The sequence below is a fragment of the Mangrovibacter sp. MFB070 genome (genome assembly GCF_000705335.1).
GTDB classification, from domain to species: Bacteria; Pseudomonadota; Gammaproteobacteria; order Enterobacterales; family Enterobacteriaceae; genus Mangrovibacter; species Mangrovibacter plantisponsor.
On the sequence record NZ_JJMI01000015.1, the window covers coordinates 1 to 26,013 of the forward strand.

A 26,013-nucleotide genomic window follows, 5' to 3' on the forward strand; every position below is an offset into this window, starting at 1 on the left:
GCAGTACGGCAATGGCCCAGCCTTTGTTTCCTTCCCGGATAATATTCCATGTGCCCCGCAGGGTCTGTATGCCCACATAAGCAGAATAAACACCACACAGAATATGAAGGTGTCCGGTGCTGACCATAAAATAAAAAATATTCAGAATTACAGTGACAGGAAACCAGTAATACCAGAACAGTTTTGCCAGCCCCTGTTTTCCACTGAGCAGAAGGCGCATTTTCTCCGCATAATTGTCCTTCTGTTTTTTTATATCCTGTCCGTCAGCCATACAAATACCCCGCATAATGAATGTGTTGATATAGAAATAAAATGCATTGCCGTGCCATAACGGCTGGCAGCAATACCGCCATACAGGCTTTATTCCGCCTGCAGTTCTGTTAAATCCAGTTTTACTGGCAGCCCGGTGATGCTGGTCCCTGTTGCGGGAAACCTGCTCGCGCACCGAACGGGTTATTCATTCATCCTTCCGGGCATGGCCGGTGTTATTGCCCTGTGTTGCCTTTATTCCGGTAGCGCAGCGGCCAGATGTCTTCCGGTTTCATCTCCAGAGCGTCGGCTATCAGGCGTTCTGCCCGGGGATAGTGGCGTTCCATTGCATTACTGAGGGTCCGTGCCGCCAGCCCGTGAGAGCGGGATAACTGGGTCAGTGTGATGCCACGCTTGTGCAGGGCCGCCACAATATCGGCGCGGTGCCAGTCTGTAACACTTCCCTTACTTCGCTTTTTCTGCGAAGCTGATGAGTTAGTCATGGTAGTCATTCCACATACTTAGTACATGGATATTAAAAGCGAACAAAGGGAAGTTATCAACTACCTTTTTATGGGTTGCAGTTAAAACTCCGTTAACGCTTTGATATCTGATGAAATATTTTATGGATAACAATATGCAGCATCAGGCCGGAACACTGTCCGGAGAAGACAACAGCAGGGAAGACAGCACATGGCTGACAGCCGCAGAATTCGTCGGAATGGACGGTATGCCTGGCACCCCAAAAGGCGCACGACTGCGACTGGAAAAGCTGGCTGAGCTTCATCCTGAAATCAGGCGCAAGAGAACCAGTGGCAAGGGGTTTGTTTACCATATCAGTGCTGCGGGTATGTCCCTGAAAAGCGAAAGGGAAGCTGTTAAGTTACCTTCAGATGAAAAACTGGCCCTGCTGACTGAGCTGTTCCGGGCGATGTCACCGGCAGCCCGGGACCGGTTACTGAAACTGGCGCTGGAACAGGTTGCTGAAGAGCTTGGTAAACCTGAGCGGGATGAGTAAGTGAAACTTTGTAACTACCTGATTAATAAATGTTTTATTTGGCTATAAATTGCTCTTGTCTGGCTGTTTTGTTATAATAGCTGTGCTGACACGTTTTTATTTTACTGCTGCCAGCACAATGGGTGTATGACACCAAAATATCAAATGCTGCTGAATTATCCTGTATTTCGGGAGGGTCGCTTTTTGCCCAAACGGGTAAGCCGGGAATAAATATGAAAATATGAAGTTCACATAATATATGCCATGAATGATGTATCCGGACGCTGGTCTATATTAATGGCGTGGTGAATAAAGCTGTTGGTTTATATTTTTATTATTTTCGGGTTATTCCTGACGGGTAAATAACGTCTTTTTTCGGCACAATAATGTGGAGAGTATCATGAAAGATGAAATGGCTGTCTGTCAGTCAGGGCTTCACTTGCCCGTAAGCCGGGTGCTGGTACAAATACTGAAAGCGTACTTACCTGAACCGCCTTTTATTCCTTCGGCTGTCACCCTTAATTTTCGTGACCCGCAGTATTCAGCGGAAACCGGTGGTTTCCATCCGGTCGAAATCCGGCTGACACATCAGACTGGAGGGTGGTATTTCGATTACATCACCGACTTCAGTTACTCAGGGCACCCCTGGCCGGAGCTGGAAAAGGAAATCGATTTTTGCTGGAGTCAGGGGTATATCTGGTACGCCATGGGGGGTGACCTGGATGAAGAAGAAGGCGAAGCCCTGTTCGAACTCTGGCAGCGCAACTTCATACAGTACTGCCGGATGAAGATTTACACGGTAACCCTGCATACCGGAAACTGAAAGTCAGCAGGTTAAGTTAAACGCGCGCATCAGCAACAAAGTACTCATGGCGTCATGAGCCATATCGCGAATATTCAATGGCTCAGTATATGAAAGAGAAACACAACCGGGGACTGCGTCCCGCCATTCAGGGTGACCTGGATGCCCTTTGCGGCATTTACAGTGTGGTGAATGCGCTTTACTGGCTTCATCCCGGCCTGAGAAGAAAGCCCCTGTTCAGGGCGCTGGTCAGTTTTTTCAGTCAGCACTATGACATCGCCGACTGCCTGATAACCGGCACGGAATCAGCGCAGCTTGATGCACTGCTGAATTTTCTGCAGTCGCGCCGTGAATCGCGCTGGCCTTTCCACTTCCATAAGCCCTTTGCTCAGACGCGGGGACTGACAACCCGTGACATTCTTGCGCAGTGCCGGAACTGGCTGGCGCAGCACCCCGACCGGGTGGTGTTGCTTGGTGACCAGTATCACTGGTCAGTCGTCAGTCATATGGACAGCAAATGGATGTATTTTTTCGACAGCGGGAGCTACACGCGGGTGCGGCAACGTTACTGGTCACTGCGCGCCAGGCCCGGAGGGCACCAGTTATTCCGCCAGGCCATCTGGTTTATTGAAAAAGGCGAGGCTGATGATGAAAACGCATAAACACCTTAAGACCGGAACGCGACGGACTCACGTGGCATTCAACTGCTCCCGGGAGACGGCGGTGAACCGTGATGCAGTAATGCTGACTTTTGTTAATGTGCATTAATGGGGGCGGGATGAAACGACAACCGAATGTATCGTCAGACGGCTCACTCAGCCCGGCCAGTGTCTGGCTTGAAGGGCTGGCCCCGACCGGGCGGCGCAGTATGCTTTCCTTATTGGCGCTGAGTGCCGCAATACTGCAAAAGCACGCCACAGTGAGCAGTCTCGACTGGTCAGCACTGCGCTATGCTGATGTGGCTGCGGTGCGGGCCGCGCTCTCCGGGCAGGGGTACGCGATAACCACCATCAATATGACACTGGCTGCGCTGAAAGGTGTGGCACAGACCGCCTTTAATCTGGGACAGATGGATGCGGAGTCACTGGCCCGCATCCGGTCAGTAAAAGGTCTCCGGGGCGAGCGGGCTCCCGCCGGGCGGGCACTGAGCAGGGACGAAATCCGCCTGTTGATGGATGCCGCAAAACAACATGCGCACAAAAGCCGCCAGAAGCGGGACCATGCCATACTGCTCACACTGTGTGGTGCCGGGCTCAGGGCCGGGGAACTGGTGGCACTGAACCGCCAGGATTACGATATCCCGACGCGAACACTGACTGTCCGGCAGGGGAAAGGGCGCAAACATCGCAGTATTGTGGTGTCACCCGCGGTCGGAAAGGCACTGGCATCATGGCTGAAAATCAGTGACAGTAACCGTTTCCTGTTCTGCCGCATTCACCGGAGCGGGAATATTACCGGTCTGCCGCTGACGCCATCTGGCCTGACAGGGATACTGCGCCATCTGCAGATAACCGCACAGGTGAGTACGTTTACCCCCCATGACCTGCGGCGCACTTTTATTACCCGGTTGCTGGAGCAGGGTGCGGATATCAATATTGTGCGCCAGCTCGCCGGACACAGTGATATCAGTACCACGGCGATTTATGACCGGCGCTCCGCGCTGAGTCTGTCGCGGGTCTCTTCCTCTGTGCGGTTTTGACATGAAAAAACACAGTCAGGATACATCCTGGCTGTGTTTACATATAGTCTGTCAGATGTGCTCTGCCGCACTATTTTTTACCACCTGGCGCTCTTGTGGCTTTTTTCATCAGATTACAGACGTGTTGTGAATCCCTGAAGGATTTGACATCCTTTGCCTCCCAGGTTTTGTCCACGAATGAAGCCTCATTAGTGCCGACTTTTCGTAGCTGTTTTTCTTTTTTTTCATTCATTTTTTTTGCGATTTGTTTATCGTTCAGACCTTCGATCTTATACATTATTTTAATATCCCGATATTTTTTAAAAATATATGCAGGAATAGGCTCTGTGTGGTCAAAAACATATTCAATGTAGTGCTGGTTGATTAGCTCAGCAATCATTTCACATCGTTCTTCTGTGCCAGGATGCCTACAGCCTGTGTGGATTTTGGCTATTTTGTTGAGTCTTATTTTATTATTTTTCGTCATGTGAAGGGTGACTGAAGGACCAAATTTTTCTTTCAGCTTGGTTCGCCCTGAACTCCGGGCACACGATATGTGATGTCACCTGCCCACTTCTGGTTCGGACCGCTGGCGATAAAGTCCTGCTTCAGCAGGTTTTCTGATACCGGCAGACCATGTTCACGGTAGCTGACCGGTCTGAATTTGCGGCTGGCTTTCTCCCGTAATCCCTGACGACGCAAACTGGCAGCAATGGTTTTGATGTTGTACTCCGGTAACTCATCAGTAAGGCGTGGCGCACCATAGCGCTGTTTTGCTTCAGTGAATGCGTTGCGGACCGCCTCATCACAAACGAATCGGAACTGCTGGCATGGGTTTATCTGACAATGACGCCTGCGCCAGACATACCAGCCGCTTCGGGCAACCCGAAGAACACGGCACATGGCCTTGATGCTGAACTCAGCCTGATGCTTTTCAATAAAGACATACTTCATTTCAGGCGCTTCGCGAAGTATGTCGCGGCCTTTTGGAGAATGGCCAGTTCCTCATCCCGTTCTGCCAGCTGTCGCATTAACCGGGCATTTCTGCGGTCAGTTCGCTTTCACGTTCTGAAGACGTCATTTGTTGCTGTTGCTTACTGCGCTAGGTTATAGCGCTGCGATTCATAAAGATTGAGCTGACGGGCAGCAGCAGTGACACCAATACGCTCAGTCAGTTTCAGGGCTTCATCAAGGAATTCAGGTGTGTGTTGTTTACGGGGCTTCTGGCTGGTTGAAGTCGGTTTTGTCATGAGTCACCTCTGGTTGAGAGTTTACTCACTTAATCGTGTGTCTACTATTGCTGGGTAAGATCAGGATCAATACAGGGTAGCTTCGGATATTCCTTCCATCTGTGCAACAGCGGCCACGGTCATGTTGTATGGGGGAAGTAATTTCGCCAGTGTTGCGGCCTTACGCTCTGGTGAAATACGTTTCATTTGTCACTCCGGTTGCTCTCAAGGGGTTTTCAGAGAGGGGGACAACTACCCTAGACCTGAAGGGATAGCCGTTCCGCTCAAGTGGTGAGGATTTGCCGTCCCACTGTGGCACAATATATAGGGGGCGATCATTCCATTAACAAAACCATTTTAAACTCAGGGAAATAGCGTTTTCGGGGGGGGGGCATTATTTGGCGCATATAGGTGTCCACCTGAAAAATAAGTGGGTGCTTAACGTGGATTCAGAGTCGGACGATATTGAGATTACGCTTACGAGTTAACTTTTATCTATCATTTTTAACTCACTTTGAAGCAAACGAGCTAAAGACTGAATTTTCTCATTTGCTGATTTACTCAGGTAAGCCACCCCATATGAAAAAGACTCCTTCATCATAAAAGGCAAGCAAACGATATCATCGCCCTGCGGTTTGCAAAACACAGGAATGATCGCAATCCCCATTCCTGATTTTATAAAGATTTCACCTGAAGAAATTGAGTCGGAAAAAAGCCACTGACTCTCAGGTAACATAGAGATGAGCCGTTGCTGGACAATAAGCCATTCTTTAGGACCATTATTGGGGTCCAGCAAGATAATCATTTCTTTGCGAATATCATTAAATCCTATTATTGACTTTGACGCCAGCACGTTATCATGATGCATAAGACACATCATCCCTTCATTCATAATTTCTTTATAGATAACCCCTTCGGTATTCTCTATGTTATCTTTAACTGTCATAATAATATCACATGAGCCGGAAAGAAGAGCATTTTTCCTTTCCTTATGATTTATTCTTAACACAATCACCTGAGTATCCGGGTACATGGATGAAAACATTCGCATCACCACTGGCAAATTATTCATTTCAAGAGCATGCCCCTCATACCCTATTTTTATTACACTAAGTTTCCCTTTGTTTATTAATGATGCCTCAGTAATCCCCACCTGAAGTCTTGATAAAAAATCTTTCGCATCAGAATAGAAATGTTTACCTGCCGCCGTTAGTTCGACCCTGTGGTTTGTTCGAATGAAAAGCTGGAATTTTAAAATGCTTTCCAGTTTTTTTATCTGATGTGAGATAGCTGGCTGAGTCAGGTGTAATATATCCCCTGTTTGTGAAAAGCTGAGTGTCTCACACAGAATAACAAAGCATCTTAACTGTATGATTTTCATTACCTTTACCCTTAATAAAATTCTTTTATAGTGTATGAATTTTTTCCATTAAACACTTACTCATGAATCACGTAAAGTACAATTAATTTCAAATGGCATGAAGAGGATAAAATGAAATATCTTGTAACAGGGTGTGATGGGAAACTGGGTGGCAGAATTGCAGAAAACATGCTGAAAAGGGTGAAAGCATCCCAACTAATATTGACATGCCCTAATCCACATCGTTTACCAGCCCAAAAAATAAACGAATGGACAGCAGCTGGCGTGGAAATTCGTGAGGCTAATTATGATAATCCAGAACAGTGTTTGAAAGCATTCTCAGGTGCTGACCGCATGTTTATGATTTCCGGCGTACTGATTGGTGAAAAACGTGTCCGACAACACTGTGATGTCATTGATGCAGCGGTAAGTGCAGGTGTCGGGCACATCACCTACTGCTCTTTTATCGGGGCATCAGACCCTCGCTATCAGCATGTTTATGTTACACCGGACCATACTGCGACAGAATCATGGCTTAAAGCCACCAGCCGAATGCACAACCTGAAATATAATATTATGCGTAATAATCTTTACCTGGAAAATTACCTGACCACATCAGTTATGCTGGCACTGATGTCAGAAAATAAATGGGTTACTACGGCAGGGGAAGGGAAAGCAACATTTGTCGCTAAAGATGATTGCGCAGAAGCTGCAACTGAACTACTACTTGGCGCAGGTAAAGATAATACAGCATATAATATCACAGGCCGGCAATCTGTTTCACAGCGTGATCTTTGCCATATTGTCAGTAAAGCTTCTGGTATTGAACTGGAGTATTGCCCCGTAGATAAAGACACTTTTTATACTTATCTGGATAAAATGAATATTCCCCGTGATACCGACCAGAATTTTTCTTTTTCCCCGGTCCCCTGGTGTGGCAATGACATGGTCACAAATGAGGCCAGCATTGCTGAGGGTTTGATGGATGTTATATCCAATGACTTTTATAACCTTACTCTCCACCAACCAAAAACTGCATCTGAGATAATTGGTAACTATAGCTATATATGGGTAAAGGGAATTCGCAACTGGAAAGATATAATCTGACAAAACTATTCTATTTCATTTCTTCAGGTGGAAAATGTAATTTATTACTATTGCCACTTAGTGGAAGACCTGAGTAATTTATTTAAAAAATTCGGACCGCAAAATGCAAATTCGGGTATCAGTTATTTGTATTGCTCTGTCCCTCTCTGCATGTGACAGAAATACACAAAATAACATGACGCAACCGTTACCGCAGGTCAGCGTGGTAACATTACATTCTCAGCCAGTAGCCTTACACCGCACACTCCCCGGGCGAACCGTTGCGGTTCGAACTGCCGAAGTACGCCCCCAGGTGGATGGCATTATTCAGAAGCGTTTGTTCACGGAAGGCTCCGAGGTCAGGGCGGGTCAGCAACTGTACCAGATTGACCCGGCGACCTACCAGGCTGCCTATGACAAAGCCCTGGCGACGCTTAACAACGATCAGGCAACCGTTCGCCGCTACCGCGTGCTGGTTGCCGACCATGCCGTGAGTGAACAAACTTACGACGATGCCGTGGCCAGTGCAGCAGAAGCCAAAGCTGACCTTGATACGGCCAGAGTGAACCTGAATTACACCAGAGTCCTTGCCCCTATCAGTGGCAGGATAGGTCGTTCACTGTTTACGGAAGGGGCACTGGTTACCAGCGGGCAGACCAGTTACCTGACCACAATCACACAACTTGATCCTATTTATGTCGATGTAAGTGAATCTTCGCGTTCTTTACTTGAATTGCGTAATGCACTGGCTTCCGGGCGGTTAAAAGCCCTCAATGGACACGAAGCCGCAGTTCAACTGACTCTGGAAGATGGCAGTGTTTACCCCCTTGATGGCAGACTGGAATTTTCAGAAGTCAACGTGGATGAAGGAACAGGGTCAGTCACTCTGCGCGCAACGTTTCCTAACCCAGGCAGGATCCTGTTACCCGGCATGTTTGTCCATGCCGTCATGAAACAGGCGATTGAAGAGCACGGGATTCTGGTTCCCCAGGAAGCTGTTAGCCATGATACCCGTGGCCGCCCCTGGGTTTACATTGTCGATAAAAACAATATCGCCCGGCTTCACCTTATTACCACAGAAGGTACCATTAACGGTAACTGGCTCGTCACAGCAGGCCTGCATGAAGGGGACCGGGTTATCACGCAGGGCTTACTTAACGTCCATGCTGACAGCAAAGTCATTCCGCAGGAAGTCCCGGCCGACACCACCCCACCCGCCAGTGATGTGCAGTTATCCATGACGGATGCCTCTGCGCAATAGGGAACCAACATGTCCAAATTTTTTATCGAGCGCCCTATCTTTGCCTGGGTGATTGCCATCATTATCATGTTAGGTGGCGCTCTGGCCATTAAAACTCTGCCCATTAATCAATACCCCAATATCGCCCCTCCGGCGATTTCTGTTTCGCTGTCTTACCCAGGCGCCAGCGCGGAAACCGTCCAGAAAACTGTGGTACAGGTCATTGAACAACAGCTGAATGGGATTGATAACCTGCGTTATATTGAATCGAACAGTAATAACGATGGTAGTGCCAGCATCATCGCGACGTTCAACCAGGGAACGAATCCGGATATTGCCCAGGTTCAGGTTCAAAACAAAGTATCCCTGGCCGAATCCCAGCTTCCTGACGAAGTGACCGAACAAGGGATCCGGGTTGCTAAATATCAACAGAACTTTATGTTGGTCGTCAGCCTCACATCAACGAACCCTCACATGACCGATGCCGATCTCGGGGACCTTTTAGTATCAAAATTGAAAGACCCTATTCTGCGGACCAAAGGTGTGGGTGATTACCTGATGATGGGGTCAGAATATGCTATGCGTATTTGGCTTGATCCGGCAAAACTGTACAAATATGCGTTAACACCCGCGGATGTAACAACAGCAATCTCACAACAAAACGTACAGGTTTCATCTGGGAAACTGGGGGGGCTGCCGACAGTTAAAGGCAGTAAGTTCAGTGTCACCATTATCGGTAAAACCCGTTTTGACAGCGTTAAGCAGTTCGACAATATTCTGCTGAAAGTCAACAGTGATGGCTCGCAGGTGCGGCTCAAGGATGTGGCCCGTGTCGACCTGGGGCCGGAAGACTACAGTATCTCATCAACATTTGGCGGCAGAGCTTCAGCCGGGATGGCCTTGCGTCTTGCCAGTGGAGCCAACATCCTTGATACCGTGAAAGCGGTTAATCAAACCATCAATAATCTGAGACAAACCCTGCCTGAAGGCGTTCAGGTCCAGTTTCCTTACGACACATCTCCCGTTGTGCAGGCCTCAATTGAAGAGGTCGTCAAAACGCTCCTTGAAGCTATTGTCCTGGTCTTCGCCGTCATGCTGCTGTTTTTACAGAATCTCCGGGCGACGATTGTCACCACCTTAGTGGTCCCCGTGGTATTGCTGGGAACATTTGGGGTGCTTTACGCTTTCGGGTATTCCATTAATACACTCACCATGTTTGGTATGGTACTGGCCATTGGCTTGTTAGTGGATGACGCGATAGTCGTGGTAGAAAACGTTGAACGTGTGATGCACGAAGACAAGCTCCCCCCCAGGCAGGCCACCATCAAATCCATGCAACAAATCCAGGGCGCATTATTCGGGATAGCAATGGTGCTCTCGGCTGTGCTGGTACCAATGGCATTCTTCAGTGGTTCAACCGGGATCATTTACCGACAGTTTTCCGTCACCATAGTGTCTGCAATGGCATTATCCGTACTGGTTGCTCTGATTTTTACCCCCGCACTTTGCGCCACCCTGCTCCGACCGGTTGATGAAACGAAAAAAGCGCGAGGTTTTTCCGGATTCTTCAACCGGCTGTTTGACAGAGGAACACTGAAATACACCGACAGTGTTGGTACTGTTATCAGCAAGCGTTCTCTGTTCATGGTGATTTACCTTGGGTTTGTTCTCTTAACTGGTTTCCTGTTTACTCGTCTGCCAACAACTTTCCTGCCCGATGAAGATCAGGCCGTCATGATGGTACAGGTCGCACTGCCAGACAATGCGTCCGCTGAACGAACCCAGCAGGTTTTAGACCAAATAGAAAAACACTATCTGACAACAGAAAAAGATGTGGTGAGTTCCGTCTTTGCGGCAAATGGTTTTAGTTTCGCCGGGCGGGGTCAAAATAACGCGATGCTTTTTGTCCGGCTAAAAGACTGGAGTCAGCGTTCCCGTGAGTGGCAAAGTGTTCAGGCACTGGCCGCCCGCTCAATGGCCTATTTTGCCACACTCAAAAATGCCCGCGCATATGCACTGGTTCCACCCGCTGTCATGGAACTGGGCAACGCCACAGGATTTGACTTCTACCTTCAGGACACAGCAGGAAAAGGCCATGCCGCATTGATGGCTGCGATGAATCAATTTCTGACAATGGCGAATCAAGATAAGCGACTGACGATGGTGCGCCATAACGGCATGAGCGATGAACCACAATATAAGCTGTTAATCGATGACGAACGTGCCCGCGCACTGGGATTAAGTATGCAGGATATTAACAACACCCTGTCTATTGCCTGGGGGTCAAGCTACGTTAATCAGTTTATTTATCATGATCGCGTCAAAGATGTCTATGTTCAGGGGCGTGCCGCATCCCGTGTTACCCCGGAAGATTTGCAGCAATGGTACTTCCGAAATTCGGATGGACAAATGGTTCCCTTCAGCGCTTTTGCCAGCGGCGAGTGGACATATGGCTCCCCCCGTTATGAGCGTTTCAACGGCATTTCTGCGGTTAATATCATGGGAGCCCCAGCCAACGGCTACAGCTCAGGTGATGCCGTCAAAGCAGTACAGGAGATAGCTGCCAAATTACCAAAGGGCTTTAAGGTTGAATGGCACGGTCTGTCTTATGAAGAACAACAGGCCGGTTCCCAGACAGCATCACTCTATATCCTTTCGGTGCTGGTCGTATTCCTCTGCCTGGCAGCTCTTTATGAAAGCTGGTCTATCCCGTTTGCCGTCATCATGGTCGTTCCACTTGGTGTGCTGGGGACTATCGCGGCCATGCTGATACGTGGCCTGGCCAATGATGTGTTTTTCCAGGTTGGCCTTCTGACCACGGTGGGGCTGGCGGCCAAAAATGCCATTCTGATCGTCGAATTTGCGAAAGACATGTATGAAAAAGAAGGTATGGATATCGTTAAAGCGGCGACTGAAGCAGCGAAATTACGTATCCGTCCAATCATCATGACATCCATGGCTTTCGTACTGGGAGTCCTTCCCCTGACCATTTCCCACGGTGCAGGTTCCGGTAGCCAGCACTCTATCGGGACCGCCGTTGTGGGGGGAATGCTGACCGCAACCTTCCTGGCCATCTTCTTTGTTCCCATGTTCTATGTGGTGGTCGTTCGGCTGTTCAGTCATCGTGGGCAACATACTGCCGTTAAACAGGGGCAATCTCATGAATAAGTCTTCGTCTATAGCCCGTCACGGAAGTGTGGTTTTTTTGGCCTTACTGATGACGGGTTGTAATTTACAGCCACATTACCAGCGTCCTGCGTTACCGATCGCGAACCACTGGAACAGTCAGAAGGTAGATTTGGCGGGAAACACCAGTGATATCGGATGGAAAGAGTTTTTTGACGATCCAGTGATGCAATCATTGATTCAGCAAGCACTGGAAAATAACCGTGATATGCGCGTCGCAGCGCTTAATGTTGAGAAAGCCCAGGCGCAATTTCGGGTCCAGCGTTCAGCGTTAATGCCCACAATTAATATCAGTGGTACAGAAACCGCAGAATATGTCCCGGGGAATTTGTATTCCACAAAGAGTACCGGTCCGGCTACCTGGCACCAGTACGAAGCAGGTGCGGGTATCAGCGCCTGGGAGTTGGACTTCTTTGGCCGCCTGCGTAGTCTGCGCGATGTGGAAATGGAGACATATTTGTCCACACGAGCCTCAACGCGCGCGACCCGACTGAGCCTGGTTTCTGACGTCGCCACCGCTTATCTGACACTGTGTGCAGATAATGATCTGCTGCGCCTTGCCAGTAGTACGTTATACAGCCAGAGCCAGTCGCTGGTATTAACCCAGAAGATGTACCGTACTGGAACCAGTGATGCGCAGGCGGTCATGCAAGCGGAAACCTCAGTAAAAAGCGCAGCGGCTGATGTCGAAAAATATCAGCGCCAGGTGGCTCAGGATACCAATGCATTACGTTTACTAGTGGGTACTCAGTTGCCAAAAGGAATCCTGTCTCACGCCAGTCTGGATAAACAATGGCAATTTCCTGCTCTGCCCGCCGGACTGCCTTCTGACCTGTTAACACACAGGCCCGACATTATGGCTGCAGAGCACACACTCAAAGCAGCCAATGCCGATATCGGAGCAGCGCGTGCTGCATTTTTCCCCAGCATAAGCCTGACAACCTTTGGCGGGAGCGCATCATCCAGCCTGAACAACCTGTTCGATAGCGGTACAGCATACTGGAACTTTATTCCCACCATTACACTGCCAATATTTGATGGCGGTAAAAATCAGGCCAATCTGGATATTGCCCAAATTACCAAACGTATTGATATTGCAAATTATGAGAAAAGCATCCAGCAGGCGTTTAAAGAGGTCAACGATGCACTGGCCGGACAGGCAACCTGGCACAATGAACTGCTTGCCCGTGAGCAGGACACCGCAGCCAGCCAGCAATACTATGACCTTGCCCAGGCACGTTTCCGCGCAGGGGTGGATAACTACCTGAACGTACTGGTTGCCCAGCGCTCACTGTACCAGTCACAGCAAACACAAATCTCTACCCGACTTTCTACACTCTCACAACAAATTACACTGTACAAAGTGTTAGGTGGCGGGTGGAAAGCATGACGTCCATGTTTAGTTGCAATATCGGGCAAAGGCTGAACAGGCAGACGAGTTGTTTGCCATGAATTTAGCAAAAAAAGACCGGGCGGCGCGTTATGCCGCTCGCAGAGCGTTGATAATAAATGCCGCGTGTGAGTTATTTCACACGCAGGGCATCAGAGGAACACTGGTCTCAGATATAGCCCGACGTTGCCATATCAGTGTTGGTCAGGTCTACCGTTGCTTTCATAATAAAGATGAGATTGTCTGTAAAATTATCCATTCTTTTTTCCAGTTACAGATAAACCGCTTAGTGACAGAAGATATGAATCTGAAAACGGAAGCACAAGCGCTCGCCGGAACGCAAACTGCCAATACGGTATTCTGGCAACAGGGGAACACGTTACTGTTAGAAATTTATACTGAAGCGACCAGAAATGAAAAAATAGCAACAATATTGTATGAAGCCAGTCGCAGACTGATGCAGAAAAGGCTGGCCCGTCTCAGGAAATATAACCCTGGAATGAGCGAATGCCGGTTAAAAGCACTTGCTGAAGTGATGTCTGTGTTGCAGGAAGGCGCTTTTCTCCGTTTTCAGCACCGAAATATCGACAAAACTGAAGGTGAAATACTATCAGAAATTTATAGTGATATTTTCAGATGCATCTTTACTTCTGAGACAAAAAAGTCATAACCCAAAAACCATGTTGATGTCGTTATCTTTACAGAAACAACCTGTCAACATGTTCTGGATACACTGAATACACAAATTACCCTGATTACCCTGTTCTGTCCGAGAACAGGTGTTTAAGGCCCGCATGGATAGCTATTTCGGGCCTTTTTTTTGGCCCCATGTCATTCTGATCCGGGGGTATATCATCGTAACTTAGTTAATATCACATAATCCCAGTTGCTTCATGGCCAGCATGGCGATTGCCGTATCCTGCACTCCAAGACCGGTTAAATCGGCCAGTGTAATATCCTGGTCGCCAAGCCGTCCGGGCTTCCCCCCGGCAATAACATCGCCGATTTCAATGACAGGATAGTCCTCTGTTATCTTACCTGAAACCTGCGCCATATAGAGTTCCGACAATGTACGGCACTGCTGCTTATTGTCGGCCACATACCGCGTCACCTTCGCCAGAACATCAGGAAAGAGCTCTGACTTACCCGGCGCATCGGCACCCATTGCCGTAATATGCTGGCCAGAGCTTAGCCAGTCTGCCTGAACAATTGGCTGTTTTGCTGGTGTCGCCGTTACAATAATATCTGCACCACGCACTGCCAACTCCGGCCGGTCCACAGGTTGCACATCAATCCCCAGTTGCGCTGACATTTTCTCGCAGAACAGTGTAGTCTGAGCCAGTTGTGGTGACCACACTCGCGCCTTATTAATTGGCCGAACAGCCAGCAATGCGGCTAATTGCAGTCCCGCCTGCCGCCCGGCACCGATAATACCCGCAACAGTGCTGCTTTCACGAGAAAGGTATTTGGCAACGACGGCTCCGGCAGCTTGTGTTCTTAATGCCGTCAGGTAGCCATTATCGAGAAGAATCGCATCGACTCTGCCAGTATCACTCCGGCAGGCGAGCATCAGTCCACTGCTGTTTGGCAGTCCTGACAGGTGATTATCATGCCAGGTACTCGCCAGTTTAACGACAAAATGGGATGCCCCGGGTACATAAGCTGATTTCACACAGGTTTGCCCGTGGTGGCGGGCGACGCTAATTTGCATCACTGGCGGCATGACGACAGGTGCATCATTGGCCAGGGATGCAAAGGCGTTTTCAATAGCCATAATCACATTGTTATCAAAACAAACAGCGTGAATGAGCTGTTCAGCTGAAATTACTTTAGGTAGCATAAAATATCACTCTCCTGATAAAGAATATAACAAACACCGATTATTCTGAAGACGGTTGTAAAAAACCGGCTATCCGAGGGTTTTGGCTGGTAAATAAATGTTCAGGCGAGTCATCCGCAACAATACCGCCATTTTCCATAAAAATAATCCGATCTGATATTCGTCGGGCAAAACGCATCTCATGAGTAACAATAATCATGGTCATCCCTTCCCGTGCAAGGTCTTCAATAACACGCAACACCTCGTTGACCATTTCCGGATCCAGTGCCGAAGTTGGCTCATCGAACAACATCACGCGCGGCTCCATAACCACTGCGCGGGCAATCGCGACACGTTGTTGCTGCCCTCCAGAAAGTTGATGCGGATATTTCTGTGCGTGCGCCAGCATGCCCACTTTTTGCAGTGCCTGCCGGGCCCTGTCTTCGGCATTTTTCCCATGTGCTTTATGATGATAATGCAAAGCCAGAGTGACATTTTTCAGAACTGTCATATGTGGAAATAAATTAAAACTCTGGAATACCATACCGATATCTGTAATGCGTTTTTCAAAATCCACGGCCAGTCGATAGGTATTTTGATGTGCGCCGATCCACTCACGGTTATCAAAAAGTATCACACCTTCATCAATATCCTGTAACGCATTAATGGTACGAATCAGTGTTGTTTTCCCGGACCCTGACGGCCCGATAACCGACAGAACTTCACCCTGGCGAATCCGGATGTTCACATCTTTAAGTACTTCTCTGCCACTAAAACTTTTTACAATATGCTCTATTGAAATCACAACCGGATTACGTGTTGAGGGAGGTGTGCGGGGGAACGACAGAGGAACAACAGGTTCACAAGCTGACACGCTAACCTGACCATTCTGACCATTGTCCACTGTGCGCACCTTTGTCACATCAAGCCAGCGTTCAAGATGGTGAATCAAAAAATTGAACACACTGACGATCAATACATAAAAAACAGCAACAACCACTAATGTATCAATGACCTTAAAATTCTGGGTGTACAGGCGCTGACCTACCAACAATATCTCATTCAGAGAAATCACCGAGACCAGTGAGGTCAGTTTGACAATGGTGATAAATTCATTTGACAGGCTCGGCAAGGCAATACGAAATGCCTGTGGAACAATGATCAGACGTAACCGCCCCCAGTAACTGATACCCAGTGCCTTACCCGCCTCATGCTGCCCCCGGGGAACCCCCAACAATCCACCACGATGAATTTCAGCAATGTAGGCAGATTCACTGGCAATTAATGCAATTAACCCGGCAATAAACGGATTAGATAAAAATACCGTTGTTGAAGGAAATAACTGAGGGAGGTTATATACAAATATTAGCAAAACCAATAATGGTAAACTTCTGAAAAACCAGATGTAACCTGATGCGGCAGTCCGTAAATACCCTTTTCTCGACTCTTTGCACAGAGCAATACCCAGCCCAATAAACAATCCGCTAACCCACGTCAGCACAGAAAGTATTACCACCGTAACGCTTGCTTTCCAGAAATCCGTATCGGCGAACAGGCCAACAACATATTGCCAGTCAAAATTAGTCATTGCGTTATCTCATACCGTCACTGAACAAACAGTGTATGCAGAGCAATTACCACACACACTTTTTAAAAAGACGTGATACATTACAGCGTCGTTATTTACCTATTGCTGCCTCATATTGTTCAGCCGTCGGGCTGGCAAGATGATATTTACTCAATAGTTTTTGGTAGACGCCGTTACCTTTAATAATGGTGAACGCGGACTCCAGTTTGGCTTTAATTTCTGGGTGCTGTTTAGAAATACCGATGCCCAGCACCACGGGGTATAACACTGATTTGGTACTCACTACCAGTCGTCCGTTAGTCTTATCAACCGCCACTTTTAATACCGCCACATCATCCGCCTGTGCATCAACATTTCCCGACATCACTGCCTGACTGGCCTCTGCAGAGGTTGGAAACTCACGGATATCAATCGTTTTCCCTGTATCAGCACACACTTTACTTAGTGTGCTAATGTAAGCCGCACCTTTAATAATACCGACACGTTTACCACACAATGCCAGAGGTGTTTCTGGTTTGAAAGTACTGTTACTTTTCACCAGGAAACCCAGCCCGGCGTCAGCATAAGGAATAAAATCGATAACTTTTGCCCGCTCAGGTTTAATGAACATTGACGAGGCAATAACATCAAATTTTCCGGCATTCAGCCCTAAAATCAGATTTTCAAACCGGGTATCATTAAATTGCAAGGTAAAATTCCCCGCCCTGGCCAGCGCCTGCATAAATTCTGCATCAAACCCTGCTGGTTGTTTCTGCGCATCATAATAAATATACGGTGGTGATGTAATGTCACTCCCCACACGCAGTACATGCTCACCCTGAGCCTGCGCACTAAGACCAATAAACAATAGCGATGTTAATGCGCTTTTCAGAAATTTTTTCATTGCTGTGTCTCCTCATTGAAGGTTCAGTGCTTGCCTGTTTTATCTCTGTCCTGACAGGGGATAGCCACTCGGGTTATTCGTACTCCCGACGGTAGCCCAGATAAATGCCTGTTTTCCTCATATGGTATTCAGTCCTTACTATTAATGACTGGCCAGAGAAGGACAAACTATAAAATCTCTGGTTTATGTTAATTTAACTAACATGTTCATAGTGTAAAAAATAAAATTACTTATTAAACATTAAGTTAATTATATTCAAATAATCATATGTAAAAAAAACTTATATCTATCAAAGAAAATCCTGCTGGTTGAAAGCGGCTGTGACTCATTACACTTTACGTGTTTTTAATTCACTGAACAGGTGGCCACAGGAGCCCGTTATGAAACCTTTTCCCGACCCACAATCATGTGATCAGAAAACGTTTACTGCTCACATACAACGCATGCGAAATACGCCTGTCGGAATACACTGTAAAGGTATTCCGGCAGACTACACCGGTATTACAGGCAAGATTGGCGATGCCGGGTATTACCTTGGTGATCATCGTTTACCTGTGCCTCTCGCCATTCTCCGCGACGACATCATGCAAGAAAACCGAAAATGGATGCGCGAATACCTCGCAGCCACCGGTATCAGTCTTGCCCCGCACGGTAAAACGACACTGGCACCGGAACTATTTCAAATGCAACTGGAAGACGGTATTTGGGGAATAACTGCGGCAACCGCGCAACAAGTCGTCTTTTTTGTGCAGTTGGGGTTCAGAAGGATCTTACTGGCGAACCAGTTAGTCGGTGAAGGTAATATCCAGATGGTACTGAGTGCATTACAGCTTCACCCTGCGGTGCAGTTGTGGGTTATTGTTGACAGCCAGGACAATGTTGATCAACTGGTTGCTGCCTGTACTCAGCGTGAGTTGCCTGCGCCCTTGCGATTACTGGTTGAGTTGGGAGTAACAGGCGGACGAACGGGGCTGCGTCAGGTCGAGGATGCACTGTATCTCGCCCGCTATATCCGCCGACAGCCTGGCGTACACTTCTCAGGCATTGAGGGTTACGAAGGGATAGTCTCAGGTCATGACCAAGATGCCAGGGAATCTGCGGTAAAGTCAATGGTTACAGGCATGCTTGATTGTGCAACTGCATGCGATGCAGAAGCGCTCTGGGAAAGCGATGAACTTATCCTCACCGCAGGAGGCACCGAGTTTTTTGATTTATGCAGCGCATTAAAACAGTTTCACAGCCGTCATCCCGTGCGGGTTGTTATCCGCTCAGGGTGTTATATCACCAGTGACAGCATCGCGTATAAACGCGCTTTTCAACGTCTTGTTCAGCGCACACCACAGGCGCATGACCTGGCTGCCAACGTGCCAGAAGGCGCACTTGAAGTCTGGGCGGCATTACAATCACGCCCAGAGAAAAATCTGGGGTTCGCCACCCTCGGCAAACGAGATATTTCGCATGACTGGGAACTCCCTGCCCCCCTGTACTGGCTCAGGCCCGGTGAAATGCGTGTTCCACAACCGTTATCGGACGGGCACAGAGTGACAAAACTCAATGACCAGCACGCTTATCTGCACATACCTGATAACAGCCCATTACAGATAGGTGACTTGATTGGCTTCGGTATTTCCCACGCCTGCACCACGTTTGATAAGTGGCGCTGCTTACTTCAGGTAAACGCTCAGTACCAGGTAACTGGTGCCATAAGTACCTTCTTCTGATCTCAGGAGTTTTTGCATGACAATTTCCACGCATCAATGTCAACCCGTTGTTCACCAGGCAACTGTCGGGCTGGAAGAACCCTACGGCTATTCAGCCCGAATTGGACTAATCGTGTTGTCAACCGACCCGGTTATTGAGCGCGATTTTCACCACATGGTTCCGGATGACAGTATGGGCGTTTTTTCCACGCGTATCTATCTGGAAACCCCCAACAGCGACAGAACATTTCTGGCGCTGGCTGATGAACTCGCACCCGCTGCCAGTTTGTTGCTGCCAGAGTCGACACTGGATGCTATCGTTTTTGGCTGTACATCGGCATCCACGCTGATTGGTCCTGAACGTGTCAGTACACTCATTCAGCAAGGCCGTCCCGGGGTTTGTGTTACCAACCCGGCTACAGCGGCCCTGGAAGCATTACGCTTCTTTAAAGCCAGGCGCATTGCGCTTGTGACCCCTTATACCGTCCAAATGACTGAAAACGTGATGGCGTTTTTAGCAGAGAACGGCATCACATTCAGTTCAGTACGTGTTGCCGGTTATGACACGGACCATACCATAGGTTCTATTCCGGCCAATTTTTTTGTTGATGCTGTACTTTCATCTGACTTATCGGATGTCGATGCGGTGTTTATTTCCTGCACGGGGACCAAAGCACTCAATGTCATTGATGAAATTGAAGAAAAAACCGGTCTTCCTGTTGTTGTCAGCAATCAGGCAGCATTCTGGCACGCACTGCGTTTGTCTGGTTGCCAGAAAAACATTCCCGGCTATGGGCGATTACTGAATTCATTGGAGGAAAGTAAATGAGTGAAACACTGGCATTAACACAAGCGCTGATAGCCCAAAATACCATAGATCCACCCGGGAATGAGCGACTGGCCGCCATGGAGGTCGCCCGCGTACTGCGAAAAGAAGGTATTGAACCGCTGGTCTATGAAATTGCACCTGGCCGCACAAACCTTGTGGCTCGCCTGCGCGGTACAGGTGAAGGCCCGGCGCTGGCATTTTCTGCTCACTTTGACACGATTGGTGTCGACGCTGATAAATGGCAGGTTCACCCCTTCGCCGGTGACATTAAAGGCGGCCGACTGTATGGTCGCGGGTCGACAGATATGAAAGGTGGAATGGCGGCCATGACCGTTGCGATGTTGAATATTGCCCGTTCCGGTAAGACGCTCAAAGGTGATCTGGTGCTGACATTCTCTGCAGCAGAAAACTCAAATTGTCTGGGGGCAAGGAGGTTGCTGGCTGACGGGCACTTTAATGGTGTTGGCGCTTTACTGGTGTCTGAGCCAACGGGCAACCGGGCCTTTGTCGCTGAAAAAGGTGCGCTGTGGTTACGTGCGATTGCACAGGGTGAATATGGGCATAATGCGTTTTCCGAAGGACGTGGCGGAGATCGGGGGAATGCAATTGTTCGTCTCGCTCGTTTTCTGGATAAGGCGCATGACTTGGTCCTCGATGCACCAGTACACCGACATATCGGCCCGCCGACAATCAACATCGGAATGATACGTGGTGGTGTAGCGTTTCCATTGATCCCGGATGTGGCTTCTGCCGATATTGATATCCGTCTGGTTCCCGGGCAATGCCCTGATTCGGTACAGGCTGCTTTTGAGGCCATCGCCGGGCCACATATTCGCATTGAACAACAGGATGTTAAACTGCCTGTCGATACCCCGGATGATCATCCTTTCGTTGAGCAATGCCTCGCGGCCTGTACAGCTGAAGGGGTTGAAAACCCGGGCCCGGATGGTGTCGCTTACTACTCTGATGCTGCTATTATTGCCCCGCCACTTAATCTGCCAATGGTCATTATTGGCCCGGGGGAAGTCGGAATGAGCGGTGCCGTCGATGAATATGTCTGGATAAATAAACTGGAAACCTCGGCACGTATTTTTGAACGAGTCGCGTTGTCTTATCTGAGGGCGGAATAAACGCACATGGTCCGAACGCCCCGGGTAGCCCCATGTTATAGACTTCACTGAGCGAAACACAGTATGCTCAGTCTCTAACCTGACCACAGTGATGCCAGATGATTCTTCCCCCGCTGAACGCAGTACGTGCTTTTGAAGCCACGGCCAGACTTCTTAGTATTTCTAAAGCCGGGGAAGAGTTGTGCGTGACACACGCTGCGATCAGTGGGCAGATAAAAAAACTGGAAGCCTGGCTCGGCCGACGTCTGTTTGAACGTTCGGGCCGGGGCGTTATATTAACCCCGACGGGTGAACAGTATTACCAGGCAATACAACAGGCGCTGGGCATTATCTCCGTGTCATCGCAAACGTTACGCATACGCAAAGACCGTAATGCTATTTCTGTCGCCTGTATTCCATCCATTGCCACACGCTGGCTTATTCCTGCACTCGCAGAGTTTACTGAACTCCATCCAAAAATAACGATCGAAGTGGCTTATTCGCGTGCCCATGAATCCTTTGATCCTGAAAAACATGATGTATTAATCACGCATCAAAATATCAAGGCCGACGATATTTCTTCAACACGTCTTTTTTCCCGGATTAATAAACCCGTTGCCAGCCCTCGCTATCTTGAGAACAGCCTGTGTGACGCCCGGCTAAATAACGCGATATTGCTCCATGATGAAGTGATTTCCGCATGGGAAGACTGGTTTATAAAAGCAGGATACCGGCCAGAAAATCTCAGCCACGGCCCGGTATATCAGGACTTCAACTTGCTGGCGACAGCTGTGATTGCAGGCCATGGTGTGGCACTTTGCCCTACAGAAGTGTTTCGCCGTGAACTTGCCAGTGGTGATCTGGTTATCCTGTCTGAAACCTCTACGCTGGATAATGAAGGGTATTATCTTCTGTCAGATAACGAAAGCAACGGGTCTACACAGGCATTTTGTCAGTGGTTTGCTTATGTTTGCCAAAGAAACAACAACACTTAGAGTCTATCAGTAAGCATCGCCTCAATACTGTCTGGCTCTGAATTCACTATCCTGTAACTTAAGCACTCACTTATTTTGCAGTTGGACACCTAATGCGCGCCAAAGAACGACTACCCCGAAAATGCTATTTCCCCTGAGTTTAAAATGGAACTGGTCAGGCAAGCCAACGCGAGTTACTCTGTTTTCGATCTAATTAATGGAAAATGTAGCGCTGTCAGGTGGGGAATTGCTACACACTTGCTTCAACTTGAGCGATAGATGACGTTCAAACATTTAAAACCCATTCTGCCAGAGTCTTCCTGATACAAGTGCGACTTCCTATGTTGACTCTAATCTGCCGTAGGTAAAGGTGTGTTTAGGTGGAGTGAATGGTGACACTGTGGCGCGGAACGAACTCGTGTTCCCGCAGTGAATCGTGCTCTGTGTTAATGGATGGAATCCAGAGAGAATATACCGGCAGAAGAGCATGGCAAACAATATTCGTAAAATCAGGTAGTTAAATAAATATAGGCTAAATTGTGGTTTTTATTATTTTTATAAAAATAATATTTATTTATCAATAACAACACACCAATGCATCATCGTTTACGAAACATCCGCACCGCTGCGAGTGCTGCTTACCCATCCATCAAGTAAATCAGCCCATTCTTGCATCATCACTTTGCGTTCATCAAGATAAGTCGCGTGGTTATATGTGCGGCGAACATTATTGGTATCAGCATGGGCAAGCTGAGCCTCGATAGCATCAGGCTGATAGCCCATTTCGTTTAAACGCGTACTTCCTGTAGTTCTGGTTGCATGGGGGCTATAAATGCCACTCCAGCCGAGGCTTTTAAGTAGCTGGCGCAGCGAGTGCGATGTCATTGGACCTAGCGGATTATCTCTGCCCGGGAAAAGGTGCTGCCGATGCCCGGTTAATCCCTGCAGTGTTCTGAGCATTTTGATAGCTTGGAAGGGTAGGGGAATAACGTGTTCTCTGCGGGCTTTCATCCGCGCTGCCGGAATGGTCCACAGGGCGTTATCAAGATCGAATTCTATCCATTCCGCTCCGGTGGCTTCTGCAGGACGCGCTAATGTCCACCACATAAGCCACATGCAATAGTTGACCTGGTACGAGCCACGACTATTGTCAAAACAGCTTAATAACTTTCCGATTTGCTGAGGATTCAGTGCTTGTTTGTGCTGTGTCTTATTGGCCGGAAGAGCCTTGCGCACGGGCCAGACAGGATCACTATCAGCTCTAAGAGTCGCTACTGCCAACTCAAAAACAGATGAAATGGTTCGACGGGCTTCAGCGGCAACGGTCGGAGCTCCGCGCTTAGCCGTTTCCTGAAGAATTTTAAGAATGTGATGTGGAGTGATCTCCCTGACTGGGAGCTTACCGATTGCGGGAAAAACCACTCGTTCAAGCATATCCAGTCGGCGCGTTTTGGTGATTTCGGCCCAGTCTTTCATCTGCAACCACTCTTTGGCGATTAGCTCAAAGGTGTTACATGCGTCATTGACCTTGCGGATTTTATCTAACTGACGGGCCTGTGTCGGACTAACTCCATCTGCGACTAGCTTACGCGCTTGCTCGCATTTCTCGCGGGCTTCTGCAAGTTTGACCGTTGGGTATTCACCCAACGCAAACATGCTGGATTTACCGTTGAGTTTAAACCGATAGCGCCATGCCTTTTTGCCATTGGGTTTCACTTCGAGGTAGAGACCGTTGAAATCATTGAGTCGATAGAGTTTTTCTTTCGGCTTGGCAGTGCGGCATTGCGTATCGGTGAGCATAACGGGGCCTTGTTTAATTATTATACCGTTATTGTACTCACTTAAAATGAAGATGGAAGAATGTTGTACTCATCTATGTACTCATTTTTGACAGCGTTGTTACGAGATGATTTGAGACATTATGAAATGAAAAATCCACACAATTGCGTGGATTTTATAGGGTTTTTTCGTTGTTATGAGATTCAGCGAAACCTCATGAGACAACAGGTTTTATTTAGACGTTAAACAGGAAGTTCATAACATCGCCATCTTTAACGATATAGTCTTTCCCTTCAGCGCGCATTTTACCGGCTTCTTTCGCACCCTGTTCACCTTTATAGGTAATAAAGTCTTCATAAGCGATAGTTTGCGCGCGGATAAAGCCTTTTTCGAAGTCGGTATGGATTTTACCTGCGGCCTGCGGCGCAGTAGCACCAACCGGGATAGTCCATGCACGGACTTCTTTCACACCCGCGGTGAAGTAGGTTTGCAGGCTAAGCAGTTCATAGCCTGCACGAATTACGCGGTTCAGGCCGGGTTCTTCGAGGCCCAGTTCCGCCATAAATTCGTCACGGTCTGCATCATCCAGCTCGGCGATATCTGACTCAACAGAAGCACACACGGCAACCACGACAGAGCCTTCTGCTGCGGCAATTTCTTTCACTGTGTCCAGATACGGATTGTTTTCAAAACCATCTTCGTTGACGTTGGCGATATACATCGTCGGTTTCAGCGTCAGGAAGCTCAGGTATTTGATAGCCGCTTTGTCTTCATCTGTCAGTGTTTTGAGTGCACGCAACATACCGGCATTTTCCAGTTGTGGCAGGCATTTTTCCAGTGCAGCCAGTTCAGCTTTGGCGTCTTTGTCACCACCTTTGGCTTTTTTCTGAACGCGATGAATGGCGCGTTCGCAGGTGTCCAGGTCAGACAGCGCCAGTTCAGTATTAATAACGTCAATATCGTCAGCCGGGTCAACTTTATTGTTCACGTGAATGATGTTGTCGTTCTCAAAACAACGCACAACGTGACCAATCGCTTCAGTTTCACGGATGTTCGTCAGGAACTGGTTACCAAGGCCTTCACCTTTGGATGCGCCTTTAACCAGCCCGGCAATATCAACGAATTCCATTGTGGTAGGCAAAATACGCTGTGGTTTAACAATTTCTGCCAGTTTATCCAGGCGTGGGTCTGGCATGGGCACAACACCAGTGTTTGGCTCAATGGTGCAAAACGGAAAGTTTGCGGCTTCAATTCCCGCTTTAGTGAGTGCGTTGAACAATGTGGACTTACCCACGTTCGGCAAGCCGACAATACCGCATTTGAATCCCATGGTTTAGATCACCTTAATCACTTAAATCAAAGGGTTATAATTAACCTGATGAAGAATAAAATAGTCTGATACCTATTATACACACAAAGCGCAATCTAAGGGCGGCAATTGCATGTGTGGCGCGGCCAGCAAAAAACGGTGCAACCGCGCCAGAGTGTGGCAAACAACTAGCCTTTGAAGGCGTGCAGGCGGTTTGTTGCCAGAGTAAGGCCATCTTTGAATAAGATATCTGTGCAGCGCACGGCTTCATCAATAGCCGCATCAATAGCTTGCTGCTCAGATAGTGGTGGTTTACCCAGCACAAAACCGGTGACTTTATTTTTATCACCTGGGTGACCAATACCCACTCGCAGGCGGTGGAACCCAGGGTTATTACCCAGTTTACTAATGATATCTTTCAGGCCGTTATGGCCGCCATGGCCGCCACCTGTTTTGAATTTCGCTACCCCGGGCGGCAGGTCAAGCTCATCATGGGCGACAAGAATTTCATCCGGCATAATGCGATAAAAGCTCGCCATCGCCAGGACTGCTTTGCCGCTCAGGTTCATAAACGTAGTTGGAACCAGCAACCGGACATCATTCCCGTTAACCTGAATACGCGCAGAATAACCAAAAAACTTCGGGTCATCTTTCAGAGACTGGTTATGACGTTGTGCGAGTAAATCAACATACCATGCACCAGCATTATGGCGGGTCGCGGCGTATTCCGCGCCAGGGTTCGCCAGCCCTACAATTAACTTAATAGCCACATGCATCTTCCTGCATTAAATAAGTGCGCCGTATTT

The 26,013-nt window shown here is 48.3% G+C and carries 23 protein-coding genes and 2 pseudogenes; 14 read left to right on the forward strand and 11 right to left on the reverse strand.

The features are described 5' to 3' along the window. Together DT73_RS26710 and DT73_RS05470 are read right to left on the reverse strand one after the other, a co-directional pair. On the reverse strand, window positions 1-271 hold a 271-nt coding region (locus tag DT73_RS26710; RefSeq protein ID WP_235234424.1), incomplete at its 3' end, for a hypothetical protein. 214 nt (window positions 272-485) lie between these two features. Next, window positions 486-752, reverse strand: a complete 267-nt coding sequence (locus DT73_RS05470) for a helix-turn-helix transcriptional regulator (RefSeq protein ID WP_036103636.1) — start codon at window positions 750-752, stop codon at window positions 486-488. A 122-nt stretch (window positions 753-874) separates the two neighbouring features. Between DT73_RS05470 and DT73_RS05475 the strand changes: the two genes are divergently transcribed. The 4 genes from DT73_RS05475 to DT73_RS05490 all read left to right on the forward strand — a co-directional run bounded on the left by DT73_RS05475 (window position 875) and on the right by DT73_RS05490 (window position 3,747). Then, entirely contained in the window at window positions 875-1,267 is a 393-nt protein-coding gene (locus DT73_RS05475; RefSeq protein WP_369792547.1) for a hypothetical protein, read from the forward strand. Between the two features lie 379 nt (window positions 1,268-1,646). Continuing rightward, window positions 1,647-2,069: a DUF2787 domain-containing protein gene (locus DT73_RS05480; protein WP_084172227.1), complete on the forward strand. Its 423-nt coding sequence runs from the start codon at window positions 1,647-1,649 to the stop codon at window positions 2,067-2,069. 89 nt (window positions 2,070-2,158) lie between these two features. Continuing rightward, entirely contained in the window at window positions 2,159-2,710 is a 552-nt protein-coding gene (locus DT73_RS05485) for a hypothetical protein (protein WP_152552474.1), read from the forward strand. A 116-nt stretch (window positions 2,711-2,826) separates the two neighbouring features. Then, window positions 2,827-3,747: a site-specific integrase gene (locus DT73_RS05490; RefSeq protein WP_036103641.1), complete on the forward strand. Its 921-nt coding sequence runs from the start codon at window positions 2,827-2,829 to the stop codon at window positions 3,745-3,747. A 70-nt stretch (window positions 3,748-3,817) separates the two neighbouring features. Here the strand turns inward: DT73_RS05490 and DT73_RS05495 are convergent, their stop codons facing one another. The 3 genes and pseudogenes from DT73_RS05495 to DT73_RS05510 all read right to left on the reverse strand — a co-directional run bounded on the left by DT73_RS05495 (window position 3,818) and on the right by DT73_RS05510 (window position 6,336). Beyond that, entirely contained in the window at window positions 3,818-4,213 is a 396-nt protein-coding gene (locus tag DT73_RS05495; RefSeq protein ID WP_152552490.1) for a hypothetical protein, read from the reverse strand. A 65-nt stretch (window positions 4,214-4,278) separates the two neighbouring features. Next, window positions 4,279-4,976 (reverse strand): annotated as a pseudogene (locus tag DT73_RS26115) (IS3 family transposase); the annotation flags it as partial. 463 nt (window positions 4,977-5,439) lie between these two features. After that, entirely contained in the window at window positions 5,440-6,336 is an 897-nt protein-coding gene (locus DT73_RS05510) for a LysR family transcriptional regulator (RefSeq protein ID WP_036105181.1), read from the reverse strand. A gap of 111 nt (window positions 6,337-6,447) precedes the next feature. Between DT73_RS05510 and DT73_RS05515 the strand changes: the two genes are divergently transcribed. The 5 genes from DT73_RS05515 (at window position 6,448) to DT73_RS05535 (ending at window position 13,887) form a co-directional block, all read left to right on the forward strand. Further along, window positions 6,448-7,422: an NmrA family NAD(P)-binding protein gene (locus tag DT73_RS05515; RefSeq protein WP_036105183.1), complete on the forward strand. Its 975-nt coding sequence runs from the start codon at window positions 6,448-6,450 to the stop codon at window positions 7,420-7,422. A 103-nt stretch (window positions 7,423-7,525) separates the two neighbouring features. Then, window positions 7,526-8,662, forward strand: a complete 1,137-nt coding sequence (locus DT73_RS05520) for an efflux RND transporter periplasmic adaptor subunit (protein ID WP_036105186.1) — start codon at window positions 7,526-7,528, stop codon at window positions 8,660-8,662. 9 nt (window positions 8,663-8,671) lie between these two features. Next, a complete protein-coding gene (locus DT73_RS05525; protein WP_036105190.1) occupies window positions 8,672-11,809 on the forward strand; it encodes an efflux RND transporter permease subunit in 3,138 nt (1,045 codons plus the stop codon). Beyond that, window positions 11,802-13,217, forward strand: a complete 1,416-nt coding sequence (locus DT73_RS05530) for an efflux transporter outer membrane subunit (RefSeq protein WP_036105199.1) — start codon at window positions 11,802-11,804, stop codon at window positions 13,215-13,217. Before DT73_RS05525 ends, DT73_RS05530 begins: the two co-directional genes overlap by 8 nt. Before the next feature lie 58 nt (window positions 13,218-13,275). Next, the gene (locus DT73_RS05535) at window positions 13,276-13,887 is read left to right on the forward strand and encodes a TetR/AcrR family transcriptional regulator (protein ID WP_152552491.1); all 612 of its coding nucleotides are present in this window, start codon (window positions 13,276-13,278) and stop codon (window positions 13,885-13,887) included. A gap of 192 nt (window positions 13,888-14,079) precedes the next feature. Here the strand turns inward: DT73_RS05535 and DT73_RS05540 are convergent, their stop codons facing one another. From DT73_RS05540 to DT73_RS05550, 3 genes are all read right to left on the reverse strand, one after another. Beyond that, window positions 14,080-15,057 carry a hypothetical protein gene (locus DT73_RS05540; RefSeq protein ID WP_036105205.1) on the reverse strand — a complete coding sequence of 326 codons (978 nt, stop codon included), beginning with the start codon at window positions 15,055-15,057 and terminating at the stop codon, window positions 14,080-14,082. Between the two features lie 40 nt (window positions 15,058-15,097). Continuing rightward, a complete protein-coding gene (locus DT73_RS05545; protein ID WP_036105218.1) occupies window positions 15,098-16,624 on the reverse strand; it encodes an amino acid ABC transporter permease/ATP-binding protein in 1,527 nt (508 codons plus the stop codon). A gap of 91 nt (window positions 16,625-16,715) precedes the next feature. Further along, the gene (locus tag DT73_RS05550; protein ID WP_036105230.1) at window positions 16,716-17,507 is read right to left on the reverse strand and encodes an ABC transporter substrate-binding protein; all 792 of its coding nucleotides are present in this window, start codon (window positions 17,505-17,507) and stop codon (window positions 16,716-16,718) included. A gap of 380 nt (window positions 17,508-17,887) precedes the next feature. On the opposite strand from DT73_RS05550, the gene DT73_RS05555 reads away from it, so the two are divergent. From DT73_RS05555 to DT73_RS26715, 5 genes and pseudogenes are all read left to right on the forward strand, one after another. Further along, window positions 17,888-19,228 carry an alanine racemase gene (locus DT73_RS05555; RefSeq protein WP_051691277.1) on the forward strand — a complete coding sequence of 447 codons (1,341 nt, stop codon included), beginning with the start codon at window positions 17,888-17,890 and terminating at the stop codon, window positions 19,226-19,228. Between the two features lie 16 nt (window positions 19,229-19,244). Beyond that, window positions 19,245-20,036, forward strand: coding sequence for an Asp/Glu racemase (locus DT73_RS05560; protein WP_051691278.1), 792 nt, complete (start codon window positions 19,245-19,247; stop codon window positions 20,034-20,036). Then, window positions 20,033-21,166 carry a M20 family metallopeptidase gene (locus DT73_RS05565; protein ID WP_036105233.1) on the forward strand — a complete coding sequence of 378 codons (1,134 nt, stop codon included), beginning with the start codon at window positions 20,033-20,035 and terminating at the stop codon, window positions 21,164-21,166. Before DT73_RS05560 ends, DT73_RS05565 begins: the two co-directional genes overlap by 4 nt. 98 nt (window positions 21,167-21,264) lie before the next feature. Continuing rightward, entirely contained in the window at window positions 21,265-22,140 is an 876-nt protein-coding gene (locus DT73_RS05570) for a LysR substrate-binding domain-containing protein (RefSeq protein ID WP_036105236.1), read from the forward strand. A gap of 165 nt (window positions 22,141-22,305) precedes the next feature. Further along, window positions 22,306-22,398: pseudogene (locus tag DT73_RS26715) on the forward strand (histidine phosphatase family protein); the annotation flags it as partial. Window positions 22,399-22,725: 327 nt separating this feature from the next. Here the strand turns inward: DT73_RS26715 and DT73_RS05575 are convergent. From DT73_RS05575 to pth, 3 genes are all read right to left on the reverse strand, one after another. Then, a complete protein-coding gene (locus DT73_RS05575) occupies window positions 22,726-23,919 on the reverse strand; it encodes an integrase arm-type DNA-binding domain-containing protein (protein WP_036105239.1) in 1,194 nt (397 codons plus the stop codon). 214 nt (window positions 23,920-24,133) lie between these two features. After that, complete coding sequence (ychF, locus tag DT73_RS05580; RefSeq protein ID WP_036105242.1) at window positions 24,134-25,228, reverse strand: redox-regulated ATPase YchF; 1,095 nt, start codon at window positions 25,226-25,228, stop codon at window positions 24,134-24,136. A 167-nt stretch (window positions 25,229-25,395) separates the two neighbouring features. Next, window positions 25,396-25,977 carry an aminoacyl-tRNA hydrolase gene (pth, locus tag DT73_RS05585; RefSeq protein WP_036105540.1) on the reverse strand — a complete coding sequence of 194 codons (582 nt, stop codon included), beginning with the start codon at window positions 25,975-25,977 and terminating at the stop codon, window positions 25,396-25,398. Window positions 25,978-26,013 lie beyond the last annotated feature (36 nt).